This is a genomic window from Brachyspira innocens ATCC 29796, from assembly GCF_000384655.1.
Lineage (GTDB): Bacteria > Spirochaetota > Brachyspiria > Brachyspirales > Brachyspiraceae > Brachyspira > Brachyspira innocens.
The window spans coordinates 34334-58388 of the sequence record NZ_ARQI01000112.1; the positions used below are offsets into that span (position 1 = coordinate 34334).

Sequence of the window (24055 nt, forward strand, 5' to 3'; positions counted from 1 at the left end):
TTTAAAAATACCCGCAGTAACAGCACTTAGCCGTTTCATAGCCATGTCTTAATATTATATCAAAATATTTTCTTGTTGGGCTGAATAATGTAGTCTTATAATTTTTTACTTTCATGCAATTTTCTTTTGTATCACATGATTTTATCATTTTCTCTTTTTCTAATTTATCAATTTTTGATTTTTTTAATATTACTGAGGCATGATTTCCTATATTTATATATAATCCGTTTTTATTTCTATTAATAAAATCTATATAACTTCTTATTCTTAAAATATTAACCTGACTCATTGATATATCTAAAATTCTTTTTATATCAAATCTTTTCATTTTATAGTTAAAATTAAAAGGAAGTGCAGCATTTGCCACAATTAAAAAATTTAAATCATCTTTGCAGTATCCGCCTTTATCCATTTTATATATAGCTTCAAGCCCTAAATTATCATATACTCCTCCGTCCCATAAATGTATAGATTTTGGAATATTTTTTATAGGATTATCCTCATGATCTACCCATTCTTTACACTCTATTTTAAAATACTGATTTCCTATAAGAAAAGGAAAAGCGGCAGATATAGCTACAGCCATAGATATATCATAGTTTAAGTCTTTTATATATCCTAGTTTATAGTCGCCTATATGTTTTTGAGAAAAAGCAAATCTTTTTCCAGTTTCTATTGTAGTGGCATTTACTGACCATCTTGGTATTTTTTCCAAATCTGAAAATTTTCCTGTTATTTTCCAATATTTTTTCATTATATCTGATAAAATTTTAGGTTTATTAAAAAAATTGTGTATCTGTTTTGATAGGGTGGTATATATAAGTTTTTTTTGTATATCATTTTTTATTATGGTTTCTTTTATTTTTTCCAATACTTTATTATATTCTTTACTGCTTGGGAATTTGTTATTATTAAAAGAATAGAGTAAAGCTATGCATATACTAGCACCTGATACAGTTGATATATGCTCTATATTTTCTAAAGCATTTTCTTCTGCAAGCCATTTTAATACACCGAAATGAAATATAGCAGCTCTTATTCCGCCTCCTGATAAAGCTATACCTATTTTTTTATCGTTTAAAAGCATGAAATTACTCCTAAATTATTATATTTTCGATTTTATATTTTTTACCTTTTCTTCATCAGTATATTTTACACTAAACTCTGAAGCTCTTAAGGCAGCCCCCATAAATACATTTTCATTTCTGTATTCCATTAAACTATTAACCGTTTTATTTGCAGTCATATGATATTCATTAGCTTTTAGAGTGTCTTTTATATATTCAATATTTCTTTCATTTATTCCGCTTCCGGGCATTATTGTTATTTTATCATTATATTTTGAAACTAATTCTTTTAATTTTATTATGCCGTTCATAACATTAGCCTCGCCTCCAGAAGTGAGTATTCTCTCAAAACCTAATGATATTATGTCTTCACATGCTTTATTCAAATCACAGCTTACATCTATTGCCCTATGAAAAGTAGATTTACTGCTTCCCCATAACTCTAATAATGTAGAACATCTTTCTTTATCAACTCTGCCCTCTTTTGTAAGTATGCCGAATACTATGCCGTCTATTTTTAATTCTTTCATGAGTTTTATTTCTCTTTTCATTATTTCAAACTCTGTGTCATCATAGCAGAAATCTCCGCCCCTAGGACGCACCATTGCATATATTGGTATATTAACTTTTTCTCTTGCCAATTCCAAAACTCCATAACTAGGAGTTGTGCCACCTTCAAACATATTTCCGCAAAGCTCAAGTCTGTCAGCTCCGCCTTTTTCAGCATTTATACATGACTCTACAGAATCAACGCATATTTCAATTTTTATATTTTTATTCATATCTATAACTCTTTTATAACTATTTAAATTACAAAACTAATTAAAATATAAATTATACCTAAACAACTATACTTTGTCAAAAAATAAAGTTATATTTTGTTTTTAATATCTGGGGCTTTGCCCCCGCTCTGCGTGCCTTCGGCAACCCCAGTTCTTTTATTGGTATAAAAGAACCAAAAAAACTGCATTTTTAGTCTAAATTTAGGTTATACCATACATTTAATACATATATTTTTAATATAAAGTTCTAACAATTGCATTTTTTGCAACTTTTTTGTGCGGCAAAAAAGTTGATAATAATTATATAATGTGTAATAGTCGGCAAAATGAAATCGTTTCAGTATATACTAGAAATTTGCCAATTGTCAAAATATATTATATAATACCTGCCGCATCTATTTTATAATAAGGACTAGGTTTATGAAAAAAATTATTTATAATGTTACTGCTCAATATAATTTATATATCTGCTTTTGCTGATACTACCGATATAACAAAGCATTTATTTTTTACTCTTGAAGGAAGTATTGACAAATACCCTATTACAATAAACATACATATTACAAATCCTGATAATATTACTAGAAATAATATGTTTAACTACTAACTTATTTTATAATAAAATATATGATAGTCTTAAACTTTACTTTTATAGTTATTTTTTGTATAATAATATTATGAAAGATTTAGATAGACTAAGACATATATTAAATGAACCTGTTACAATTAATAATTTAAATAGAATTAATGATTATTTTATACGCTATTTGTTTTCACATGTGGGTAATGAAAATATAGCTTTGAACTTTATTAATGCAGTATTTAAAGATTTAAACTTTGAAACTTTCAATAAAATAGATATACTTAATCCTTTTAACATAGCAGAAAACTATGATGAAAAAGAAAGTATTGTCGATATAAAAGCTACTACAGAGACAGGTATAACTGTTTTAATAGAGATACAGTCAAGAGGAAATGAAGATTTTATAAAAAGAGCTTTATATTATTGGTCTTATAATTATAGCTCTAGTTTAAATAGAGGCTCTTTTTATGATGAATTAAAGCCAACTGTAAGTATAAATATTACAAATTTTATATTAACTGATGAAGATAATGTTCATAGCTGCTATGTATTAAAAGAGTTAAATAATAATAAGATTCTAACTGATCATTGTCAATTACATTTCCTAGAGCTTCCAAAATTTAATTCAAAAAATATTAATGAGATAGAAGGCTTTCATAAAGAGTTTATTTCTTGGGTAAAATTTTTTAAGGGGGAAGATATGTCTATTTTAATGAAAGAAAATACTATATTTGAAGAAGTAGAAAAGAAATGCCTAACTTTTGTTAATGATAGTCCAGTAATGGATAAATATAAAAAACGCGAAGTAGATACTTATTTTTTTGATAAGAGTATAGAATTAGACATGAAGAAGGCTAAAGAAGAAGGTATAAAAGAAGGTATAGAGAAAGGCATGGAACAAGGTATAGAGAAAGGCATAGAACAAGGTAAAAAAGAACAGCAAATATCTATAGCTAAAAGCTTCAAAAATGCAGGCATAGATATAAAAATTATAAGTGAAAATACAGGATTAAGTATAGAAGAAATAGAAAAATTATAATAAAAAATTTGTGAGTGCTTGATATTCGTAAGAATGTTAGTGTCTTTAACAAACAAGTTTTTTATAATTAAATAAATAATTTTTTATAAATCAAAAACTTTTAACTATTAAAAATAAAGAGAGCTTTTATATACAACAATATATAAAAGCTCTTAATTTTTATTTATTATTTTTTAAGAAGTTCGCCTACTATCTCATCAAGCTCTTCAGGCTTTACCCTAGGATCATATCGTCCTACTATATTTCCTTGTCTGTCTATCAAAAATTTACCGAAGTTCCATCTTATTTTTTCAACGCCTTCTTCTGTTGGTTTTTCTGCTTTCAAATAAACAAATAAAGGATCCGCATTTTTACTATTCACTTTTACTTTATCAAATAGTTTGAAAGTAATACCAAATTTTTCTTTTCTAAACTCGGCAATCTCTTCAATAGGTTCCTTTGCCTGACCTCCGAATTGATTGCAAGGAAAATCTAATATTTCAAAACCTTCTTTTTTATATTTTTTATATAAGTCTTGCAATGCAGGGTATTGTTTTGTAAATCCGCATTTTGTGGCAGTATTTACTATTAATAAAACTTTGCCTTCGTATTTTTTTAATTTAACGTCCTTTCCTTCAGCATCTTTTACTGTGTAATCATATATACTCATAATTCCTCCGTATTTTATAAGTATTAATTTATATTATGAAATTATAAATTAGTTTTTCTATATATGCAAATAAAAAGGCATACCCTATATAAAAATAGAATATGCCTTGAAATACTCTAATTATAAATTATAAAAGAGCTTTAGCAGCATTTAAAGCAGCATCATAATCTGGTTCATTAGTGATTTCTGGAACATATTGTACATATTTAACAACATTGTCTTTGTCAAGTACAAATACAGCACGAGTTAAAAGTTGTAATTCTTTTAATAAAGTACCGAATTTTCTTCCGAAATCTTTTTGATTGTAGTCAGAAGCTACGATATGAGAAGAAACATTAGCAGCACCGCACCATCTAGCTTGAGCAAATGGTAAGTCAACAGAAATTGTTACAACTGTTACTCCTTTAAGATTAGCAGCTTCTTTGTTGAATCTTTTAGTTTGCATATCGCATACTGGTGTATCTAAAGATGGTACAGATGAAATGATTTTTACTGTATCACCAGCATCTTTTAAAGACCATGGGCTTAAATCTGTTTTTACTACTGTAAAGTCTAATGCTTTTGCTCCAACTGATAATTGAGCACCTTCTAAAGTTTGTGTAGCACCTTGAAATGTAACTGTCATTTTTTACTCCTTCTATTATTAATTTATCTTTGATAATAAAAATCAAATATAATTATTTAAGAAACTATATAATTATTAAAAAAAAAGTCAATAAAAAAAATGAATAATTTTATTTTTTAGGCATTTCTAGGAGTTTAAGCCTAATTAAAAACTCTTTATTGTATTTTATTTTTATTTCAATGTTTTTTTTTGTGATAGGGTGAACAAAATTAATCTCTTTTGCTATCAATGCAAAGCCTTTCATTTTGTAAATACCTGCATTTTTTGAGTATATTTTATCGCCTATTATTGGGTGTCCTATGTATGAAAGATGTACACGTATTTGATGGGTTCTGCCTGTTACTGGTTTAAGCTCAAGTAAAGTGTGTTCATTAAGTTTTTTTAATACTTTATAATAAGTGATGGCACTCTCTCCGCCTTCTTTTACTGAAAGAGGTATCCTTTTATTAGGATTTTTTTTGTCAATTCCTATGGATATATCTATTACTCCGCTATTATTTTTTAAATATCCTTCTACTATAGCATGATAAACTTTACTTATAGTTTTGTTTTTAAAAGATTCTTCAAAGTATTTTTTTGTCTCTTCATCTCTTGCAAGTATTACTATTCCAGAAGTGAATTTATCTATTCTATGAACTAAATACAGATTATTAATATGATTATGTTCTTCTTTTATTTTTTTTATTAAATTATCGTCAACTTCTATTCCAGCCTCTTTATTTACAGCAATAAAATAATCATCTTCATAAATAATATTCATTTTTGTTTCGCTTATAGTTTTTATTTATTGTAGTTAGTTTATCCTAATTTATTTATTATCAAAGATATTCTAGTCAAGAAATAATTAACATTTCTTAAACTCTCCATAAGAAGAAATATTAATTTTTCTTTTTTTTCTCTTTCGCCTCTTTCACACATTATAATAGTAGTAGATAATATAGTTTTTAATATGCTTGCTTTATTTTGGTATTCTTTTATTGTATTTATAGTTTCATCGTATATACTGTCTATATTTTCTAAATTTATATTATTGTATGTATCTGTGAGAATATTTCTAAACTCTTCTAATGTATTTTTTAATTTTTCATATGCTTTTTTTATATTTTCATTACTATCTTTTTTATATATATTATTAGCTATATTTAATGCTTTTTGTCTTAAATTATTTTCAGAGAAATTATTTATATTTCCTTCTTCTATAGATTCTATTTTTACAGCTTCTTTGGTTATTCTTTTTATTTTCATTTTTTTATATTTATTTTTAAACTCATTAAAATATTCTATTTGGCTTTCAAATACAAACTCAGTAGGAGGATAATTATCTATATTGGTATTATTTTTTATAGCATTAAAATAATATGATTCATAAGTTTTTAATTTATTTGTTTTATTGACCATATATTCATAAGATAAAGCATGTTTAATATGTCTTTCATAAAAAGGATAGCTGTTGTCAAAACCTATTAAAAGCACTTCATCTAAACCTATATAATATGCAAAATCTATCATAGCAGTAGCTACAGTATTTGAAGCCTTAAGAGATGATAATTTAGTAAAGTCTTGTATATATTCAATAAGTCCTAAATTTTCTATAGAAGTAAATCTTATAAGATTAGTTTTGCAGCATGTATTTTTAGGTATAATTTTATTGCAGGACATATCCATAACTAAATATGGAAAATGTGAGTTTTCATAAACAAAATCAAGAGAATTAAAAAAACCTCCGTCAACAGTAATAACAAAATCAGGTATTACGCCATGTTTACATAATACACTATAACTTGTATCAACACATATTATAAATAGATTTTCTCTATTTTCTTTTATATATTGTATGCTATGTTTTAATGTGGGACCTGGGCATATTAATAATGCTTTTAATCCTTTAAATGAATCTTTAAAAATTGAAATGTCTGAGGAATCTTTTATATATTCGCTATTGAATATGATATTTTTTGTCCATATATTTTCAAAATACATATTAGTGAATATATTAGATACTTCTTTTTCCATTATATTAAGTATTTGAGTATATAGAGTATTGGCATTATCTTTTTCTTCTTTTGTTAGAGAAGGCAGAATCACTAGATTAACACCGTTTATACTTTTATAGTCTATAAGTTCATTAATATAATTTATAGAATCATCTTTGTGAATAAAAAATATATTTTCACTGTCTGGGCTATATATATTATAGTACGAATATTTAAATAATACAGTATCTTCAACTACAGCAATAATTTTTAAAGTTTTGATAGTATTTTTATTGAAATAGTTATCAATATTTTCCATTAAGTATTTTAATATATATCCCAAACCGTAGCCGTACATTATAAGAAGGTTTTTATTTTTATTTATATTTTCCAAAGCTCTTTTACATTCATTATTAATATTATATTTACTGTGTACTAATCTTGAATTTTTTGATGCGGTTATAATGCCGTCTTTATTTTTTTCTATTTTGTATGAAGCGTCTGGATCGCCTGATATTTCTTTCATTAAAGCATGTAGTTTTAAAGATATTTTCATTTATCTATGATAACAAAAAAAATATAAAAATCAAATACATAATAATTTTTTTCTTTTTTTACAAAAAATTATTGACATTATTCATAATTTTTATAAATTTACAATTATTAAATATTTAGGGGTATATGATTATGAGCAGTTTGCCATTAGGAGTTAATAATAAAACAGGTAAGTCCTACAAAGTTATGGTTATAGATGACTCTAGTACGATTCGCATAGCAGAGAAAAAAATTTTATTATCAGAACAGTTTGAAGTAGCAATGGAATCAGACGGGGCAATGGATGCATTAAATAAATTGAGAGATGCCGCAGATAAACCAGATATAATAATGATAGATTTTGAAATGCCGCAGATGAATGGAATAGATTTACTTAAAAGAATAAGAGCTTTAAATATAGATTCTAAAATAATTGTAGTAACATCTTATGCTAATAAGGGAGTATTAATGGAATTTTTAAAGCTTAAAGTAGATGGATATGTAGTAAAGCCTGTACAGCGTCAGACAGTTATTGAACATTTAGCCAAAGTACTAGGAAGAGAAGATTATATAAAATAAATTCATTTTATAATACATTTTGAACTAATTTTTCTATAATTTAATAATTTTCTTCTATTATTATGGTTTGATTTTTATGTATTAAAATGGTATAATATACGATATTTTTTTAAGGATAGTAATATATGGCAGTAAAAAAAAATAAAACTGATAATTCTGAAGAAAGACAATATTCCACACTGACAAAAGATATATTAAAAAGAGTAGATCATATTTCAATAGAAAATGAGCTAAGAGAATCTTATTTAACTTATGCCATGAGCGTTATAGTATCCAGAGCATTGCCTGATGTAAGAGACGGACTTAAGCCAGTTCATAGAAGAATACTATATGCTATGTATGATGCTAATCTTACTCATGACAAACCATATAAGAAGTCAGCAGCGACAGTAGGTGAAGTTTTGGCACGTTATCACCCGCATGGAGATGCTGCAGTTTACGGCACTATGGTAAGAATGGCACAGGATTTTTCTATGCGTTATTTACTTGTAGACGGACAGGGTAACTTCGGTTCTATAGATGATGACCCGCCTGCTGCTATGCGTTATACTGAAGCTAGAATGACTCGTTTTGCAGAAGAAATGCTCAATGATATAGAAAAAGAAACTGTTAAATTTGTTCCGAACTTTGATGATTCCAGAACTGAGCCTTCTGTACTTCCAGCTACAGTTCCTCAGCTTCTTGTAAATGGAAGTATGGGTATTGCTATTGGTATGGCCACTAATATGCCTACTCACAATTTAAGAGAAGTAGTTAATGCTGTTGTTTATTATATAGATCATCAGGACGCTGAAATTAAAGACCTTATGCGTTATATACAAGGTCCTGATTTCCCTACTGCTGGTATTATATACGGTAAAGAGGGTATTAAAGAGGCTTATACTACTGGTAAGGGAAGAATCAAATTAAGAGCAAGACTTGAAATAGAAGAAACAAAAAAAGACAGAGAGGCTATAGTAGTTAAAGAGCTTCCTTATGGAGTTGTAAAAACTACTCTTCATGAAAAAATAGCTGAATTAGTAAAACAAGGCAAAATTGAAGGTGTAGCAGATATTAGAGATGAGTCTAGTAACAGAGCTGGTATTCGTCTTATAATAGAACTTAAAAAAGGCGTTGCTACTCAGATAGTATTAAATCAGTTATTTAAGCATACTGATTTGGAAACTACTTTTGGTATAATAAATCTTGCTTTAGTTAATGGTGAGCCTAAAGTTTTAAACTTAAAAGAACTTATAAAATATTTTGTTGACCATAGGGTTGAAGTTATAACCAAAAGAACAGAATATGATTTGAATCAGGCTAGGGCTAAAGCTCATATATTAGAAGGTTTACTCATAGCACAGGCTAATATTGAAGAGGTTATAAGAATAATAAGAGAAAGCGAAAATACTGATGCTGCAAGAACAACTCTTATGAACAGATTCAAACTTTCAGAAAAACAAGCTCAGGCCATACTTGACATGCCGCTTAAAAGATTAACTGCTTTAGAAAAATTAAAAATAGAACAGGAATTACAGCAGTTAAGAGAGTTTATAGCTTATTGTGAGGACTTGCTTGCACATCCAGAAAAGATACTTGCAGTTATTAAAGATGAGCTTAAAAAAATAGCAGAAAAATACGGCGATGACAGAAGAAGCGAAATAATAGGAAAAACTAATGATACAGAGATAGATGAAGAAGATTTGATACATGATGAAGATGTGGCTGTATCAATCACTACTCAGGGCTTTATTAAGAGAGTACCTGCTTCAAGCTATCGTACACAGGGCAGAGGTGGAGTAGGAGTTCAAGGCGGTAAATCGCAGGGCGAGCATTATATAGAACATTTATTCGTTGCTTCTACTAAAGATTATTTATTTATATTTACAGATAGAGGTAAGGCTTTCTGGATGAAAGTTCATGAAATACCTGCCTTAACTAAAATTTCTCAGGGAAAAAGTATTAAATTTATTCTTAATTTGGCACCAGAAGAGAAAATAACAAGCTACTTTACAGTATCCGAGTTTGACCCTAAACAGTCTATTATTATGGTTACAAAAATGGGTACTATAAAGAAAATGGAGTTAAAACATCTTGAAAATGCTAAAAAAAGAGGTGTGCTTGCTTTAACATTAGAAAATAATGATGAGCTTGTGGCTGTTTCTGCTGTTCAGACTGGAGATGACTTTATTATGACTACAGCTACTGGTCTTGCTTTGAGAATAACTGAAGAGAAAATCAGAAAGATGGGAAGGTCTGCTGCTGGAGTTAAAGGTATTTCTTTAGATGATGATGACATTTGTGTATCTGGAAATGCTATACATAAAGGTGAATCATTAATAGTTATTACAGAAAATGGTATAGGTAAAAGACTTTCTTCTAAACAGTTTAATGTTAAAGGAAGAGGAGGCAAGGGTCAGATTTATATTAAACCAGATAATAAAACTGGTAAGGTTGTAAGCGTAAAAACAGTAGGCGATAAAGATGAGATAATGGTTGTTACTACTGATGATATGACTATAAAAATAAAGGCTGATTCTATACCAGAACTTGGAAGAAATGCTAAGGGTGTAAAAATTGTTAATATTTCTGACGGTGCTAAGGTTAGCGATTTAGCTGTTGTACCTTGTGATAATGAGGAGAAAAAGTAAGTAGTAAAAAATAAAGCCTGTATTCATATAAGAATGCAGGCTTTTTTATTAAAAAAATTAATTATTTTTTATGAAGTTTTGTTATATTAAACATATAAAAGATATATTGTTTAGAAATATTTGAAATAAGAGTTTTTTATTTTTTAATCTTCAATTTTATTATTATATTTTTTTCTGTATCTTTTTTCTTTTATTAGAAATGCAGAAAAATTACTTATTAAAAATATAAAAATATAGATAATGTTAATATAATATTAGAGGTTGTATTATGGATAGAAAATTAGAATTACCTTATAAGGCGGAAATATTTATAAAGAGTAAATTTCTTAAAGCAGAAATAGTAGAATTAGAAAAAACTGATAATATTTTTAAAGTAGAACTTGATAATGAAATATTTATCACATTTGATGAAGATGGCAATTGGCTTTCTATAAACAGTGAAAAAAGACTTCCAGAGCATATTATTCCAGAAGTTGTAAAAGAAAAAATTGATAAATTAAAAAGACTAGAAATAGAATATAAAAATGAAAATTTAGATATTAATGAGATAAGGCGAATCATTAATTCATATAGAGTAATACTAGATCATTATTTAGAGATGCATATATACAGCAGATAATTTTATTTTAAGCATCTTACAATTTTACCATTAGACATTTCATAAACATTATTTGCATAAGCCGCAATATTATGAGCATGGGTAACCATAATGATACTTGTTCCTTGTTTATTTATGGTTGTAAGTATTTCCATTAATGTTTTTGTAGTAGCAGGATCCAAGTCGCTTGTAGGTTCATCGGCTATTAGACATTTACATCCGTAGGCTAATGCTCTTAATATAGCTACCTTTTTCATTTCGCCGCCTGATAAATTAGCAGCTTTAGAGTTCATTTTATCTTTAAGAGAAAATAGTTCTATATTTTCTTTTGTCTGCTTAATTTTCTCTTCAGTAATTTTATGTTTAAAAGCTAGAGGCATTAATATATTATCTATAACACTTATAGTTGGTATGATAACAGGATATTGAAATATATATGAAAAATATTCTCTTCTAAAGCTGGCAAGCACATCTTCAGAAGCACCATTTAATTTGAAGGAGTCATAATATATAGTTCCGCTTGTAGGTTTGAGTATAGCACCTATAATGCTTAGTAATGTACTTTTACCGCTTCCAGTATGTCCCACAAAGCTGATAAAATCTCCCTGATTAATGTCTAAACTAATATCTTCGCATGCATTAAATTGTGTAACGCCCAAAGGAAAAACTTTTGATATACTGATTATTTTTATGTTCATAGTGTTCCTCTTAAATCCTCATAAGGATCTTTATGCAAAAGTATTGAATTTGATATAAATGCTCCTATCATAAAGGCTATTATTAAAACGGCATTGGCTAAAAGCATCATATATGCTCCGTTAATAACATCAGCAAATTCTATTAAAGTTAATATATAAGAACTGTATCTTAAATATAAAATTCCTACTTCTATTATACATATACCAAAAGATATAAGAGGGTATAATAAACTTATAAGCATTGCTAGTTTTTTTATTGCTAATTTAGTAGCTCCGAATATACGCAAAGTAGAAAACATTCTGCTGTTTTTTGCAAATATATAAGAACTTGTTATTGCCGAATAAAGCACTCCTACAATAAATATTCCTATAAATAGTGAGTATATAGAAAACTCTCTGAAAAAAGGTATATTTTCATTTAATAAAATCTCATATTTCCATACCAAACTAAATATTGAAGTTATAGTCATAATCTGTGATAATGAAATAAATATCACTATAGAAAAAACCATACTTCCTTTAATAAGTTTGGAAGCGTATCCAATAGTAGAATTATACACGGCAAACCTTCTATTAATAATAATATTTAAACTATTTACAAATACCTTTGTAAAATAAAAATATATACACTATGCTATATATAGTATCGATATTATTGTATATTACTTAAATAATAATTTTTTATTTTAATTTGAATGCTGCAATAGTAAAGTCATCATCAGGAGCCATATAAGAAAGGTATTCATAAAAATCTTTTTCAATACTTTCCATTATTTTTTCTATTTTATCATTTCTATTATCATAAAGTACTTTTTTTAATCTGTCTATGCCGTATAAATCGTATTTATTCTTTGATTTTGAAGCCTCTGTTACGCCGTCAGTATAAAAAAATAATATATCATTTGTTTCTATATCAATAGTTTCTTCCTCATATTTTGCTTTTGGAAAGAGCCCTATTATAGTGCCGCCTTTGCTGAATTCCTTTATACTATTTTCTCTTACTAAAAGCATTGGGGTATGAGAAGCATTTGAATATGTGAGCTTTTTATTTTTTAAGTCTATTTCTGCTATAATCATAGTAAGATAATAGTTGATTGGGAGTATCTGTAGTAGATAATTATTTATATCGTACAAAAAAGAACTTACAGATTTGAAAGAAGAAGCTAAATTTCTAAAAGCTGTTTTAAACATAGCTGTGATAATTGCTGCCTCTACTCCATGACCGCTTATATCAGACATAATAAAAAGTATTCTATTATTATCTATATTTACATAGTCAAAAAAATCACCGCCTATTACCTCAAAAGGTTTATACAATGATGCTGAAGTAATATAATTATTATTAGGCATTTTATTAGGAATCATATATTGCTGCAGTTTTCTCGCTTTTTTCATATCTCTTTTATATTGTTTTTTTATATTATCAAGTACATCGTATCTTCCTAAAATATAGCTGTTTTTCTCTTTTAAGTCTATTATCGCCTTTTGATAATCATTTATTGTGGAACTGTTTATTTTTGAAAATCTGTATATTTTACCGTCTGATGTTTTTTCTTCTATTTCTTTATAATCTTTAATTAGATACGTTTTTGTTAAATATTTGTAAAGTATAAATGAAGGAATGAAAAATAATATAAATAATATAAATAATAGTATAAATATAAATTTATTTTCATAATATGAAATAGAAGCTATATTAAGAAGTATAAATAGCACTAGAAATACTATAGAAATAAATTTTAAAAACATTAAAATACGTTCATCTTTCATTATTATATACAAAATTTTATATTACAATAATGAATTATAACAAAAAGATTATAGTTTGCAAATATTTTTTGCAAAATAAAGAGTATAGATATTGCAAAAATTACACTTACTTTATACAATATAGATATATTAAGCATACATAAACGCTTAATAAATTTTTTTAAGGAGAAGTAATATGAATAGATGCGAAGGTATATTATCAGCTCTAATGACTCCATTTACAAAAGAAGGTAAATTGGACGAAAACGTTTTAAGAAAATACGTAAGACATAATATAGACCGCATGAAAGTAGACGGTTTATATGTAGGAGGTTCTACTGGAGAAGGACTTCTTATGTCCAAAGAAGAAAGAATGGCAGTTTTTGAAATAACAAAAGAAGAGGTGGCTGGTAAAATTCCTCTTATTGCCCATGTAGGTACTTTAAATCTTAATGAAGCATGCGAAATGGCAAATAAAGCTGAAGAATTAGGTTATGATTTGATTTCTGCTGTTACTCCATACTATTATCCATTCTCTTTTGCTGATATTAGTAAATATTATAACACTATATTGAACTCTACAAGCAAAACACCTATTGTTATATATTTCTTGCCTACACTTTCAAATAACAGTATATCTTTAGATGATTTTGGAAAACTATTTGAAAATGACAGAGTAATGGGTATAAAATACACTTCATCTGATTTGTTCTTACTTGAAAGATTAAAACAAAAATTCCCTACAAAAATGATGTGGGCTGGTTTTGATGAATTATTAATAGCTTATGCTTCTTACGGTTTAAGATCTGGTATTGGTTCTACTTATAATATTCAAGCTCCATTGGCTAAAAAAGTTATAGAAGCTGTTGAAAAAAAAGATCTTGAAGAAGCTTTAAAAATTCAGCATGATATGAATGATGTAATATCAACTTTATTAAAAGTAGGTATATATCCAGCTCTTAAAGAATGTATTACTTTCTACGATCCTTCCGCTGTTTCTTACTGCAGAGCTCCTATGGGTTCAAAACCACTTGGCGACACTGAAAAATCTTTATTAAAAGATATGTTTGATAAATATTTATCTAAACTATAATTAAAAAGTATTATTTTTTGCTGTTATGCTTATTAAGTATAGTTGTTCACGTGTGCATAACAGCATTATAATTTATTAAAGGATTTATTTATGATATTAAAACCAATAAAAAGTGAATTTAATCAGGATTTCCATGATACTATATGGAAAGCAAAAAACTATATTAGAGATCATTATGATGAATTAAAAAAACTTCCTAACGGAAAACATTTACTAGACAAAGAAATTTGCGATGGTGCTTTTATTAATGTTACAGAATATGATAACAAAGATAATCCGCCTTGGGAATCACATTTAAAATTTGTTGATGTTCAGATTATCTTTGAAGGAGCGGAAGATTTTATAATAGCAAATACTTCTACCTTAAAACCTAAAACTTATGATGAAAAAACAGATTATCATGATTGGGAAGGTGAGGGAACAGTACGTTTAACTTTATCTCAAGGAGAAATTTTGATACTTCTTCCTTATGATGCCCATAGAGTAGGACTTCCTCCAAAAACAGGAAAAACTCATGTAAAAAAAGCTATAGTAAAAGTTCCTTATAAAGCTTAAGTAAGAATTAATAATAAAATTAAAGACTGATACTTTCTTTTAAGTGTCAGTCTTTTTTTATATATACATAAACAACTATGATATGCTTGTTTCAAAACTATTTGACAAGGTTATGTATTAAATTATCTAATTTTTTAAATTATGTTTTACATTTTGTATAATTTATCATTTTAATATATTAGGACCTTATCAACTGTGGTCTGTACCTGCTTCTTTGTGGAAACCCATACCTAACGGTACTTCCTACGGTCGCAAAAGAAGTTGGGTTTGGCACGACTGTGTGATTAGCAGCAAAGCCCAAACTATAATTAAAAAAATATTAAATTAAAAAACTATAAATATTAACAAATTGAGTTTTTAAACAAGTTAATGAAGCTATTGACAAATTTATACATTTACTTTACTTTTATTTATAATTATTAATTGAATGAGGATTTAGAATATAATGTATATAGAAAGCGATATTATAAGAGGTCATATTGATGCTGTCGTTTTGCATTTTTTAAAAGATAATGATTCTTATGGTTATGAGCTTTCTAAATTGATAACTGATAAAACTAATGGAGAATATGAGATTAATGGTCAGACTTTATACAGTGCTATAAGAAGGCTTGAAAATAAAAAACTTATAGAAGGCTATTGGGGTGATGAAAGTCAGGGCGGAAGAAGAAAATATTATAGAATTACAGAAGAAGGCAAAAAGTTTTTAAAAGAAGAGAGAGATATATGGCTTTTTACCAAAAAAATAATAGATAAACTCCTTGATATTGAATAGATATTTATACAATAGAAAATATTATGAGAAAGTATTATGATAGATGATTTTTGTAATGAATTAAAAAAGAAATACCCTAATACTCAAAAAGTTAGGGATCAGATTGAAGAGCTTAGAAATTATTTATATATGAAAACTGAAGAATATATTAATAATGGAAAAGATGAAAAAGAAGCTTTTAACAATGCTATTAAATCTTTAGGTGATATAGATTCTATACTTGAAGAATTATCAAAGGATGCAAAAATAATTAATAAATATAAATTATATCTATTTTCAGGTATTATTGATATTTTTATTATGGTTTTTTTAAGTTTATTATTATGCTTTATTTCTTTAAAAAATAATAATATACTGTTTTTTTCTTATATAAATAATTCATTAGTTCCAAGTATATTTTTTATTATTTCTGGAATAATTGCTATTTTATTAGCTACAGTTATACCATTTATTAATATGCGTAATAGATATGAAGTGGTTGAATATACTTGTAATGATTATAAGATAAACTTAAAATATTCTATAATAGGTTTTTTTATTATAGCAATATCTGTATTTATATTTAATATTATTTTTAGCCCGCATCATATTTGGTTTTTATTTGTTATTATATATGCTTCATCTTGGCCTTTGACTGTATTTTTCTTTTATAGTTTTTTTAGATATTCAAAAAGGAACTGATTTATGAATATTAATGAGTTTTATAAAAATATAAAAAAGAAATATCCAAATACTAAAGAAGTACTTGAACAGTTAGATGAAATAAAAGACATGCTAAATTCTAAAGTAAAAGATTATGTAAAAAATGGAATGAAGTATGAAGAAGCATGCACTAAAGCTATAGAGAATCTCGGAAATATTGATGAAGTTTTTGAGGATATAAGTAAAGATGCTAAAATTGTTTATAATGTTTATATAAAAATATTAACAGCTTTAATATCTTCTTTTTCTACAGCTTTTTTGGTTTTTATTTTGGGTTTGATTATAGAGAATGTAAGTATTTTTAATGAAACTACTAAAATCGGATATAAACTTACTATGCCTTATTTTTATTTGATGTTATTTATTTATATAGTTATTTATTCGCTTTGGAATTTTTCTGATAATATCAAACCTAAAATAAGAAAGTATAGTTATGATATTTATAAAATTAATTTAAAAAACTCTATTATTGCGGTTATAATTTATTCAGCAGTAATGCTTGTTATAAATATTGTTACTATTAAATATAATCATTATTTATGGTTTACTTGGGCTTTTATTGGAATATTAAATTGGACTATTTCTATAATTGCAGATTATTATTTATTTAGGAGTAAGATATTTGAATATAAAAAATAAATTTGTAATATTTTATACAAAGTATATTGACAGACATAATACTTATGTTATAATAGTAATATAAGATAAATAGTAGGTGATTTATATTTTATGAAAATATTTAGAATATTAATTTTGTTCAGCATATTATCAAGTTTCCTTTTTGCACAGAATGATTTTGTAAAATCAGGTTTTCATTATAGTTATAATTATTTTGGATTTCCATTTTCTGTTGATTTAGGATATGCATATAAAAAGAATTCACATTTTGTATATGTACCTCGTGTAGGAATAAGTTTTGATTACGGCTCTGAGTCATCATTTGGAATATTTGCTAATATTGGAATGGAGTATAGATACAGAAGATTTTTTATAGATTTGAATTACAAACAAGGAATAACGCCTCCTTTTTCTACATTTAATTATAAAGATTTGGAATATTACGGACAATTAAAATTAGGATATTCTTTTGATAATGTAATGATTTATTATGGAATGAATATAGGAAAGATACTTTCTTCTGAGAGGGAGGTTTACAGATTAAGTTCTATTTTTAAGATTAATCAAAGTGTCGGTTTAAGTTCTACATTTGTTGATGACGGAGTTAATAAATTAAAATTCAATGCTGGAGTAGGTGCAAGTATTATACCTAATGAAAATCAGTATTCATATAATGTTTCAGCTAGTATGCCTTATTCATTCTTTCATTATTGGGGAGAGCTTGGGATTATGCCTTATATAGGATACAGTGCTTATTTTGATAAAAGTAATAAAAAATATTCTATAGGGTTTAAATATTTATATTCTCTTATGATGATGCCTTTAAGTAATTTAGAAGCTCATCTTAAAAATATGGATTTTCTTACATTTGTTCATTTTGAATATAAACTTTTTATGAGATTTCTTCCATCTGGTTTTAATGATATATACTTAGTTGCTTTTGGGAATGTGGGATACGGAAAATATTTTGAAACGAGTATTGATAAAGGAAATTTATTGTACGTAGTAGGCGGAGGAATAGGATATAACCTTTACGGCTCAACACCTTTGCAATTAACTTTCGGTGTTGATAATAATAAAAGTTTGGTTATGAACTTGATAATAAGCACTATAGTGTTTTAATATTTTGGAGTTTATTATTTATGGTAAATGTTAAAAACAAAATTATATTTTCTTTTGTATGCTTAATCTTTTATACAGCATTGAGTTTATCATTTTATTTAATACCTTTTAATTCAGAAGTATTGGGTATGATTGCTATATTTTGTACTACTATATTTAGTGTATTTTTTATACTTCCTGCTTTTTTATATTTTCCTATTTATTCAATAGTGATTGGTATTTTATATTATATGTTTTTTAGATTGTTTGAAATTATAAGAGTGTTTACTACTTTGGATTCTACACCTGTAACTTTGATTTATATGATATTTCAAAGTATTTTTGGTATTATTATTAATATAGCTGGTATTATATTAACTTGCTTGACTATTTATTTTATCAAAAATTATATTAAAAATAAAGGTATTGATTTTAATATTAGTATGGCTTTAATAACTGCTTTGATAATTGCATTTATAAGATTTGTTATAAACGGATTAAATTTTTCATCATTCTTTTTTAGCTTTATTAAAAATAATATAACTATTAATAATGATATAATAATTCAGCAGATTGTTACTTATGTTGTTTCTGTTGTATGTACTTTTATAGCTGTTATGATTTCTTATTTTATTTATATTAAGATAAAAGACAAAGCATTTTTTGCTAATACGAATAATTTGAATAATGATGTTAATAATGAGTAGTTTTTATTGTATTTTGCTTTAAGGAGGATTTAATATGATAAAAAAAATTTTAACAGTTTTATTTTTATCTTTTGTTTTGACTATTTCAGCTTTTTCATACAGCAAAGAATTTAATGAACTTTATAATCTTTATTATATGATTAATACAAATAAAGAAGGGGATTTAAATGCTGTTATAGAAAAAATAAAGAATGGTAATTATGGAAAAATAGAAAAACAAACCTATGAAAATCTTATTTTGCTTATGGATATATATATGAATCCTAAAAGTAAAAGAGAGGCTTATAAATTATTAAATGATAATATTAATAAAAATACTCCGTTACTTTCAGAAAAAGATGCTGATTATATGTCTTCTGTTGCTGATGTGATGAGCGGTGCTATTAATTATTCTTCATTTAATGATGTTATAAAACTTTCAGCAAAAGCAGGAGAGATTTATGATAATGCTTTAAAAATCAATGCGAATCATTTTCCTTCACTTTTGGGCAAGGCAATACTTACAGCATACAGTCCTGAGTTTGTAGGAGGCGGAATAGATAAAGCAATTCCAATATTTAAAAAGGCTGAAAGCAATGCCAAAGAGAAATGGGAAAAACATATAGTTTATTTATGGACTTCTCAGGCATATTTTAAAAATAATGATAAAGCCAATTATGACAAGTACATGAAAATGGCAAAAGATATATTTCCAGAGGGGGCTTTTATAAAAAATGTTATTGATATGAATGCTAAAGGAAAAGGAATGTTTAATTAATATATTTAAGAATTATTAAATATAGTGATATGTATTGCAATTATATAAAGCTATGATTTGCTCTTTCGCCTCAGGCGTACTTTGTATGGTTCTTTGACGAAGTCCGCAGAGAGTATGCGACAGGAAAAATAACAACAAATTGAAAAATTTTAAGTATATACTAAAAATTCTTAAGTTTGTCAATTTTTTTTATTCAACTTTTTCCCGCCGCAAAAAGTTGCAAAAAGTGCAAGTTTTTTAACTTTATATATTTTGAATATGTATAAAATACAAGGTAACATCCATATTTTGTCTATACCTAAATGTGGGTTTATAAGATGCAGTTTTTTCGCCACAGGCGTACTTCGTATGGTTCTTTTATATTACGCCACGGGCGGACAGACGTCATAAAAGAACTAGGGTGCTGCATAGCACACAGCGTGGTGGGCAAAGCCCTGCAAATGTTAGAATAAAAAATTGTAATTACTATAATAAGGAAATTAAAATGTTTAGAGTGATTGTTTTGATTTTTATTAATACTTTCTTTTTATGCGGATTATACGCTGAAATTTCAAGCGAAGCTAATAATATATTAAAAGAGATAGATAATAAAAATAATGAATATCATTCAGGTGAGAGACTTGTAAGAACGAGCGAGGCTAAAGATATTTTAAACAGAATAAAAAACAGTAATTTAAGCGAAGAAGAGAAAATGTATTTAAGTATAGAATGCTATACTCTATGGGCTAATGTATCTATAGCAAGCGGAACTTTTGAAGAGGATTATAAAATATTAGGGGATATATATAAAAATCTTAAAAAAGATAAGGTTTTTAAAAAAGGCTCTTCTGATATTTACGGAGCTTATGCTAATTTTGCTAACTCTTTTACTTCTCTTGCTTTTTTCAATAAAAAATATCCTTACAGTGTGATTGTTGATATGTATACTTATTCTCGTTTGGCTTTATTAAAGAATAAAAATAATATAAGAGCAAAGCAGGTTTATGGAATGTGGCAGATAGCTACTTTGAGTTTTTATAATAATGCTGCATACTATTCTGTGATGACATCATTAAATGATACAAGCAGTTTACCAGATTATATGATTTACAGAGCTTATATTTACAGGTCTATGGCATATATGAAAGTAAATGAAACAGATAAGGCATTTGAAGAATTGGATAATGCTTTGAAAATGTATCCTAAAGGTTTTTACGGGTATTTATTAAAAAACTCTTACGATAAAGGTAATGACGGATTTTTAAGTGCGGAGGGTTCTGAGTTTTAATTATGATAAGATGCAAAAATATATCAAAAATATATAAGACTAAAGATTATAATATAGCTGCAAATAAAAATATTAGTTTGGAGATAAAAGACGGAGAAATTGTTTGGGTTGCTGGAGTTTCTGGAGCTGGTAAAAGTACACTTCTTCACATACTATCAAGTATAGATATTCCTACAGAGGGGGCAGTTTATTGGAATGATAAAGAGGTTTCAAGATTGAGTGATAGAGAAAGAAGCAGTTTCAGACTTTTAAACATTGGGCTTATTTTACAGTCGCTTGAGCTATTAAAAACTCAGAGCGTATTTGATAATGTGGCACTTCCTCTTAAATTTTTAAATGAAAGTTCTTCTAATATAAATAAAAAAGTTAATGAAATATTAGAAAACTTAAAAATAGATAATTTAAAAAAGAAAAAACCAGAACAGCTTTCAGGGGGACAGAAACAGAGAGTAGCCATAGCTAGAGCATTAGTAAGCGAAGCCCCTTATATATTCGGCGATGAGATAAGTGCGAATTTAGATACTGATACGAGCAAGTTTATTTATGAATATATAAGAAACACTATAAAGAGAAGAAACGGCATAGGCTTTTTTATTTCGCATGATGAATTGATAGAGAATTATGCTGATACAAAATACATTATGAGAGATGGAGAGGTAACACTTAATATATACTGAAATGATTTTAGTTTATAAACATTAATGTTTTAATTTAAAATATTTGCATGGCTTTGCCCACCACGCTGTGTGCTATGCAGCACTCCAGTTCTTTTATTGATATAAAAGAACCAAAAGAACTGCATTTTATAAAGTTGATATTTATGTTTTTATATATTCTTAATATATAAGGCTGCAGTACTTGCGTTTTTTGCAACTTTTTTGAGCGACAAAAAAGTTGATGATACTTTGTATAAACATAATAGAAATTGATAAAATATAATTATTTATGTGTATATTAAAAATTAAATATATATTTTGGATGTATAAATGAATATAATAAAATTAGCTTTTGATAATCTCTGGTATAATAAAACCAGAACAATTTTAAATATGATACTTATTATAGTGTCTTTCGTATCTCTTATGATGATAAGCGGATATAATAATTTTACTAAAGAAGGCATTATTACAAGTATAAATACAAGCGGAGGCTCCATTGTAATAGCCGATAAATCATATTGGGATAAAAAAAGCGAAAAAATTAATATGCTTAAAGATAATGATTTTGAAATAATTTATAAAAAACTTGAAACTATAAATGAAGTTAATGATTATCAGAAAAAACTAGATATAAGCGGACTTATTGGAAATGAAAGTAAAAGTAAATTCTTTTCAGGATATGCTTATGAAAAACCTTCAAAAATCATGTCATCAGTTTCTTTAAAGTCTGGCACCCCTATATTTGATGATGATATTAATACTATGGTGCTAGGTAAAGATTTAGGAGAGTTTTTTAATCTCAATTATGATGAAGAGCCTTATTTAAATTTGATGACTGATTTTGGAGAGGGTATAAGTTTAGGTTCTTTAATGGCTGTCGGTTTGATATCATTAAATAATAGTGCTTCAGATGCAATTACTATTTACTGTCCTCTTAATGCTGTATATGAAGTATTTGGTCTTGAATATGGTGATGCTCATAATTTACTTATATATTTAAAAGATTATAAAAAGGCTGAAGAAATAAAAAATAACCTTAACAAATATTTTAATGAAAACAATTTGAATTATGAGGCTAAAGATTGGAAGGATTTGAATGCATTTTTGCTTTCTGTAATTGATATGAATACTAATAATTATTTAATAGCTTTGGGAGTATTAAGCATATTAGTATTTGTTTCAGTTATGCAGATGCTTACTACAAATTTTTTGGAGCGTTTAAATGAGTTTGGTACTATGCGGGCATTGGGGATAAATATAAAAAATGTAACTTTGCTTTTATTTTTGGAAATTATCATAATGGCAGTATTAAGTTCAGTTATTTCAATAATTATTTCTTACGGTGCTTCTGGAATACTTAATGCTTCAAACTTTATAATGAAATTTCCGGGGGCTACTGACGGATATGCTTTAAGTTTATTACTAACATTTAAAGATACTGTTTTAATATTTGCATGGGTATTATCTGTATCAATTTTAGCAGGTATTTATCCAATAATAAAGGTTATAAAAATGCCTATAATAGAGGTTATAAAATATGTTTAGAATATTTTTAAAAGTTTTATTTATAATAAGTATTTTATCTTTTAATTTGTATAGTGAGAATATATTTAATGATTTTGTCAATATTTATAATAGAGGCGGCAAAAGTTATAAACTATCAGGTACATTTACTGATATAAAGGACGGCAGAAAAACTATTAATAATTTTGATATGATAGTTGGAAAAGATTATAAATTAATGTACTTAAAAGATAATAAAACTTTATTTTTAGCTAATAATCAGGGATTTTTTGTTCAGGGAGATAAGCAGGTTTCGCCTTTAAAAATTTCAGGTAGCTATGTTGTAACAGGTGCTGCCAATATGAATGATTTGATGTCTATCAACTTTACTGATGATTATAAAATTGAAAAAGAGATAAGCTCAGAAGAGATAAATTTAGTAAAGAAAAATAGAAGCGTACCTTATGCTAAGGCGGTATTAAAAAAAACTTCTAATGGCTATAGTATAGATTTTTTTGATAACAGTGGTAAATCATTAAAAAGAGGAATATATAAAATTAGTAATAATGCTTTTAATGATATGGAGTTTTATAATTTGATTATTAATACTAATTTAAGTACAGTATGCACTATAGAAAGTGCAGTACCTTCAAATTATTCAAGCTCATATTTTAGAAGTGAAAACATGAAAATGCTTTTTAGTTTGTTTAAGTAGTTTTATTTTTATAATTTGTTATAATATTTGGCGGTAGGATTTAAAAGTTATGAGTTTGCTAGAAGAATTAATAACTACGAGCTGTAGCACCTTCCCG

At 26.7% G+C, this 24055-nt stretch carries 25 protein-coding genes; 16 read left to right on the top strand and 9 right to left on the bottom strand.

Annotated elements, in window-relative coordinates:
- Window position 1: 1 nt before the first annotated feature.
- Together F811_RS0108090 and F811_RS0108095 are read right to left on the bottom strand one after the other, a co-directional pair.
- On the bottom strand, window positions 2-1087 hold the full coding sequence (locus F811_RS0108090; RefSeq protein WP_020004747.1) for a patatin-like phospholipase family protein: 1086 nt from the start codon (window positions 1085-1087) through the stop codon (window positions 2-4).
- A gap of 18 nt (window positions 1088-1105) precedes the next feature.
- On the bottom strand, window positions 1106-1849 hold the full coding sequence (locus F811_RS0108095; protein WP_020004748.1) for a copper homeostasis protein CutC: 744 nt from the start codon (window positions 1847-1849) through the stop codon (window positions 1106-1108).
- A 677-nt stretch (window positions 1850-2526) separates the two neighbouring features.
- On the opposite strand from F811_RS0108095, the gene F811_RS0108105 reads away from it, so the two are divergent.
- Window positions 2527-3471: an Rpn family recombination-promoting nuclease/putative transposase gene (locus tag F811_RS0108105; RefSeq protein ID WP_020004750.1), complete on the top strand. Its 945-nt coding sequence runs from the start codon at window positions 2527-2529 to the stop codon at window positions 3469-3471.
- Window positions 3472-3637: 166 nt separating this feature from the next.
- Here the strand turns inward: F811_RS0108105 and F811_RS0108110 are convergent, their stop codons facing one another.
- From F811_RS0108110 to F811_RS0108125, 4 genes are all read right to left on the bottom strand, one after another.
- Window positions 3638-4120: a glutathione peroxidase gene (locus F811_RS0108110; RefSeq protein ID WP_020004751.1), complete on the bottom strand. Its 483-nt coding sequence runs from the start codon at window positions 4118-4120 to the stop codon at window positions 3638-3640.
- Between the two features lie 127 nt (window positions 4121-4247).
- The gene (gene tpx, locus F811_RS0108115) at window positions 4248-4745 is read right to left on the bottom strand and encodes a thiol peroxidase (protein WP_020004752.1); all 498 of its coding nucleotides are present in this window, start codon (window positions 4743-4745) and stop codon (window positions 4248-4250) included.
- Between the two features lie 109 nt (window positions 4746-4854).
- Window positions 4855-5505: an RluA family pseudouridine synthase gene (locus tag F811_RS0108120; protein WP_020004753.1), complete on the bottom strand. Its 651-nt coding sequence runs from the start codon at window positions 5503-5505 to the stop codon at window positions 4855-4857.
- A gap of 38 nt (window positions 5506-5543) precedes the next feature.
- The gene (locus F811_RS0108125) at window positions 5544-7274 is read right to left on the bottom strand and encodes a motility associated factor glycosyltransferase family protein (RefSeq protein ID WP_020004754.1); all 1731 of its coding nucleotides are present in this window, start codon (window positions 7272-7274) and stop codon (window positions 5544-5546) included.
- Between the two features lie 131 nt (window positions 7275-7405).
- Here F811_RS0108125 and F811_RS0108130 point away from each other — a divergent pair, with 131 nt between their 5' ends.
- The 3 genes from F811_RS0108130 to F811_RS0108140 all read left to right on the top strand — a co-directional run bounded on the left by F811_RS0108130 (window position 7406) and on the right by F811_RS0108140 (window position 11080).
- On the top strand, window positions 7406-7831 hold the full coding sequence (locus F811_RS0108130) for a response regulator (protein WP_020004755.1): 426 nt from the start codon (window positions 7406-7408) through the stop codon (window positions 7829-7831).
- A 125-nt stretch (window positions 7832-7956) separates the two neighbouring features.
- Complete coding sequence (gene gyrA, locus F811_RS0108135) at window positions 7957-10461, top strand: DNA gyrase subunit A (RefSeq protein ID WP_020004756.1); 2505 nt, start codon at window positions 7957-7959, stop codon at window positions 10459-10461.
- A 268-nt stretch (window positions 10462-10729) separates the two neighbouring features.
- Window positions 10730-11080, top strand: coding sequence for a PepSY-like domain-containing protein (locus F811_RS0108140; protein WP_020004757.1), 351 nt, complete (start codon window positions 10730-10732; stop codon window positions 11078-11080).
- Window positions 11081-11082: 2 nt separating this feature from the next.
- On the opposite strand, the gene F811_RS0108145 is transcribed toward F811_RS0108140, so the two are convergent.
- The 3 genes from F811_RS0108145 to F811_RS0108155 all read right to left on the bottom strand — a co-directional run bounded on the left by F811_RS0108145 (window position 11083) and on the right by F811_RS0108155 (window position 13527).
- Window positions 11083-11757 carry an ABC transporter ATP-binding protein gene (locus F811_RS0108145; protein WP_020004758.1) on the bottom strand — a complete coding sequence of 225 codons (675 nt, stop codon included), beginning with the start codon at window positions 11755-11757 and terminating at the stop codon, window positions 11083-11085.
- Window positions 11754-12317, bottom strand: a complete 564-nt coding sequence (locus F811_RS0108150) for a hypothetical protein (protein ID WP_020004759.1) — start codon at window positions 12315-12317, stop codon at window positions 11754-11756. Before F811_RS0108150 ends, F811_RS0108145 begins: the two co-directional genes overlap by 4 nt.
- 121 nt (window positions 12318-12438) lie before the next feature.
- Window positions 12439-13527, bottom strand: a complete 1089-nt coding sequence (locus tag F811_RS0108155) for a PP2C family protein-serine/threonine phosphatase (protein ID WP_026364385.1) — start codon at window positions 13525-13527, stop codon at window positions 12439-12441.
- A 175-nt stretch (window positions 13528-13702) separates the two neighbouring features.
- Here F811_RS0108155 and F811_RS0108160 point away from each other — a divergent pair, with 175 nt between their 5' ends.
- The 12 genes from F811_RS0108160 to F811_RS0108225 all read left to right on the top strand — a co-directional run bounded on the left by F811_RS0108160 (window position 13703) and on the right by F811_RS0108225 (window position 23958).
- Window positions 13703-14599, top strand: coding sequence for an N-acetylneuraminate lyase (locus F811_RS0108160; RefSeq protein ID WP_020004761.1), 897 nt, complete (start codon window positions 13703-13705; stop codon window positions 14597-14599).
- Window positions 14600-14689: 90 nt separating this feature from the next.
- A complete protein-coding gene (locus F811_RS0108165) occupies window positions 14690-15154 on the top strand; it encodes a NanQ anomerase/TabA/YiaL family protein (RefSeq protein WP_020004762.1) in 465 nt (154 codons plus the stop codon).
- 445 nt (window positions 15155-15599) lie between these two features.
- Window positions 15600-15929: a PadR family transcriptional regulator gene (locus F811_RS0108170; protein WP_020004763.1), complete on the top strand. Its 330-nt coding sequence runs from the start codon at window positions 15600-15602 to the stop codon at window positions 15927-15929.
- Between the two features lie 36 nt (window positions 15930-15965).
- The gene (locus F811_RS0108175) at window positions 15966-16610 is read left to right on the top strand and encodes a permease prefix domain 1-containing protein (protein WP_020004764.1); all 645 of its coding nucleotides are present in this window, start codon (window positions 15966-15968) and stop codon (window positions 16608-16610) included.
- Window positions 16611-16613: 3 nt separating this feature from the next.
- On the top strand, window positions 16614-17270 hold the full coding sequence (locus F811_RS0108180) for a permease prefix domain 1-containing protein (RefSeq protein WP_020004765.1): 657 nt from the start codon (window positions 16614-16616) through the stop codon (window positions 17268-17270).
- Window positions 17271-17360: 90 nt separating this feature from the next.
- Entirely contained in the window at window positions 17361-18371 is a 1011-nt protein-coding gene (locus F811_RS0108190) for a hypothetical protein (protein ID WP_020004766.1), read from the top strand.
- A 20-nt stretch (window positions 18372-18391) separates the two neighbouring features.
- Window positions 18392-19057 (top strand): hypothetical protein, encoded by a 666-nt coding sequence (locus F811_RS0108195; RefSeq protein ID WP_020004767.1) that lies wholly within the window; start codon window positions 18392-18394, stop codon window positions 19055-19057.
- A 34-nt stretch (window positions 19058-19091) separates the two neighbouring features.
- The gene (locus tag F811_RS0108200; protein ID WP_020004768.1) at window positions 19092-19814 is read left to right on the top strand and encodes a hypothetical protein; all 723 of its coding nucleotides are present in this window, start codon (window positions 19092-19094) and stop codon (window positions 19812-19814) included.
- 484 nt (window positions 19815-20298) lie between these two features.
- On the top strand, window positions 20299-21081 hold the full coding sequence (locus F811_RS0108210) for a hypothetical protein (protein WP_020004770.1): 783 nt from the start codon (window positions 20299-20301) through the stop codon (window positions 21079-21081).
- A 2-nt stretch (window positions 21082-21083) separates the two neighbouring features.
- Window positions 21084-21758 carry an ABC transporter ATP-binding protein gene (locus F811_RS0108215; protein WP_020004771.1) on the top strand — a complete coding sequence of 225 codons (675 nt, stop codon included), beginning with the start codon at window positions 21084-21086 and terminating at the stop codon, window positions 21756-21758.
- A 309-nt stretch (window positions 21759-22067) separates the two neighbouring features.
- Entirely contained in the window at window positions 22068-23285 is a 1218-nt protein-coding gene (locus F811_RS0108220) for an ABC transporter permease (protein WP_020004772.1), read from the top strand.
- Window positions 23278-23958 (top strand): hypothetical protein, encoded by a 681-nt coding sequence (locus F811_RS0108225; RefSeq protein WP_020004773.1) that lies wholly within the window; start codon window positions 23278-23280, stop codon window positions 23956-23958. The genes F811_RS0108220 and F811_RS0108225 overlap by 8 nt, the downstream gene beginning before the upstream one ends.
- Window positions 23959-24055 lie beyond the last annotated feature (97 nt).

Coding starts and splice junctions, on each gene's coding strand:
- F811_RS0108130 (WP_020004755.1), top strand. CDS start 7,406: ATGAGCAGTTTGCCATTAGGAGTTAATAATAAAACAGGTAAGTCCTAC.
- tpx (WP_020004752.1), bottom strand. CDS start 4,745: ATGACAGTTACATTTCAAGGTGCTACACAAACTTTAGAAGGTGCTCAA.
- F811_RS0108190 (WP_020004766.1), top strand. CDS start 17,361: ATGAAAATATTTAGAATATTAATTTTGTTCAGCATATTATCAAGTTTC.
- F811_RS0108210 (WP_020004770.1), top strand. CDS start 20,299: ATGTTTAGAGTGATTGTTTTGATTTTTATTAATACTTTCTTTTTATGC.
- gyrA (WP_020004756.1), top strand. CDS start 7,957: ATGGCAGTAAAAAAAAATAAAACTGATAATTCTGAAGAAAGACAATAT.
- F811_RS0108145 (WP_020004758.1), bottom strand. CDS start 11,757: ATGAACATAAAAATAATCAGTATATCAAAAGTTTTTCCTTTGGGCGTT.
- F811_RS0108195 (WP_020004767.1), top strand. CDS start 18,392: ATGGTAAATGTTAAAAACAAAATTATATTTTCTTTTGTATGCTTAATC.
- F811_RS0108155 (WP_026364385.1), bottom strand. CDS start 13,527: ATGAAAGATGAACGTATTTTAATGTTTTTAAAATTTATTTCTATAGTA.
- F811_RS0108125 (WP_020004754.1), bottom strand. CDS start 7,274: ATGAAAATATCTTTAAAACTACATGCTTTAATGAAAGAAATATCAGGC.
- F811_RS0108110 (WP_020004751.1), bottom strand. CDS start 4,120: ATGAGTATATATGATTACACAGTAAAAGATGCTGAAGGAAAGGACGTT.
- F811_RS0108200 (WP_020004768.1), top strand. CDS start 19,092: ATGATAAAAAAAATTTTAACAGTTTTATTTTTATCTTTTGTTTTGACT.
- F811_RS0108095 (WP_020004748.1), bottom strand. CDS start 1,849: ATGAATAAAAATATAAAAATTGAAATATGCGTTGATTCTGTAGAGTCA.
- F811_RS0108105 (WP_020004750.1), top strand. CDS start 2,527: ATGAAAGATTTAGATAGACTAAGACATATATTAAATGAACCTGTTACA.
- F811_RS0108215 (WP_020004771.1), top strand. CDS start 21,084: ATGATAAGATGCAAAAATATATCAAAAATATATAAGACTAAAGATTAT.
- F811_RS0108180 (WP_020004765.1), top strand. CDS start 16,614: ATGAATATTAATGAGTTTTATAAAAATATAAAAAAGAAATATCCAAAT.
- F811_RS0108140 (WP_020004757.1), top strand. CDS start 10,730: ATGGATAGAAAATTAGAATTACCTTATAAGGCGGAAATATTTATAAAG.
- F811_RS0108120 (WP_020004753.1), bottom strand. CDS start 5,505: ATGAATATTATTTATGAAGATGATTATTTTATTGCTGTAAATAAAGAG.
- F811_RS0108170 (WP_020004763.1), top strand. CDS start 15,600: ATGTATATAGAAAGCGATATTATAAGAGGTCATATTGATGCTGTCGTT.
- F811_RS0108225 (WP_020004773.1), top strand. CDS start 23,278: ATGTTTAGAATATTTTTAAAAGTTTTATTTATAATAAGTATTTTATCT.
- F811_RS0108090 (WP_020004747.1), bottom strand. CDS start 1,087: ATGCTTTTAAACGATAAAAAAATAGGTATAGCTTTATCAGGAGGCGGA.
- F811_RS0108175 (WP_020004764.1), top strand. CDS start 15,966: ATGATAGATGATTTTTGTAATGAATTAAAAAAGAAATACCCTAATACT.
- F811_RS0108165 (WP_020004762.1), top strand. CDS start 14,690: ATGATATTAAAACCAATAAAAAGTGAATTTAATCAGGATTTCCATGAT.
- F811_RS0108220 (WP_020004772.1), top strand. CDS start 22,068: ATGAATATAATAAAATTAGCTTTTGATAATCTCTGGTATAATAAAACC.
- F811_RS0108160 (WP_020004761.1), top strand. CDS start 13,703: ATGAATAGATGCGAAGGTATATTATCAGCTCTAATGACTCCATTTACA.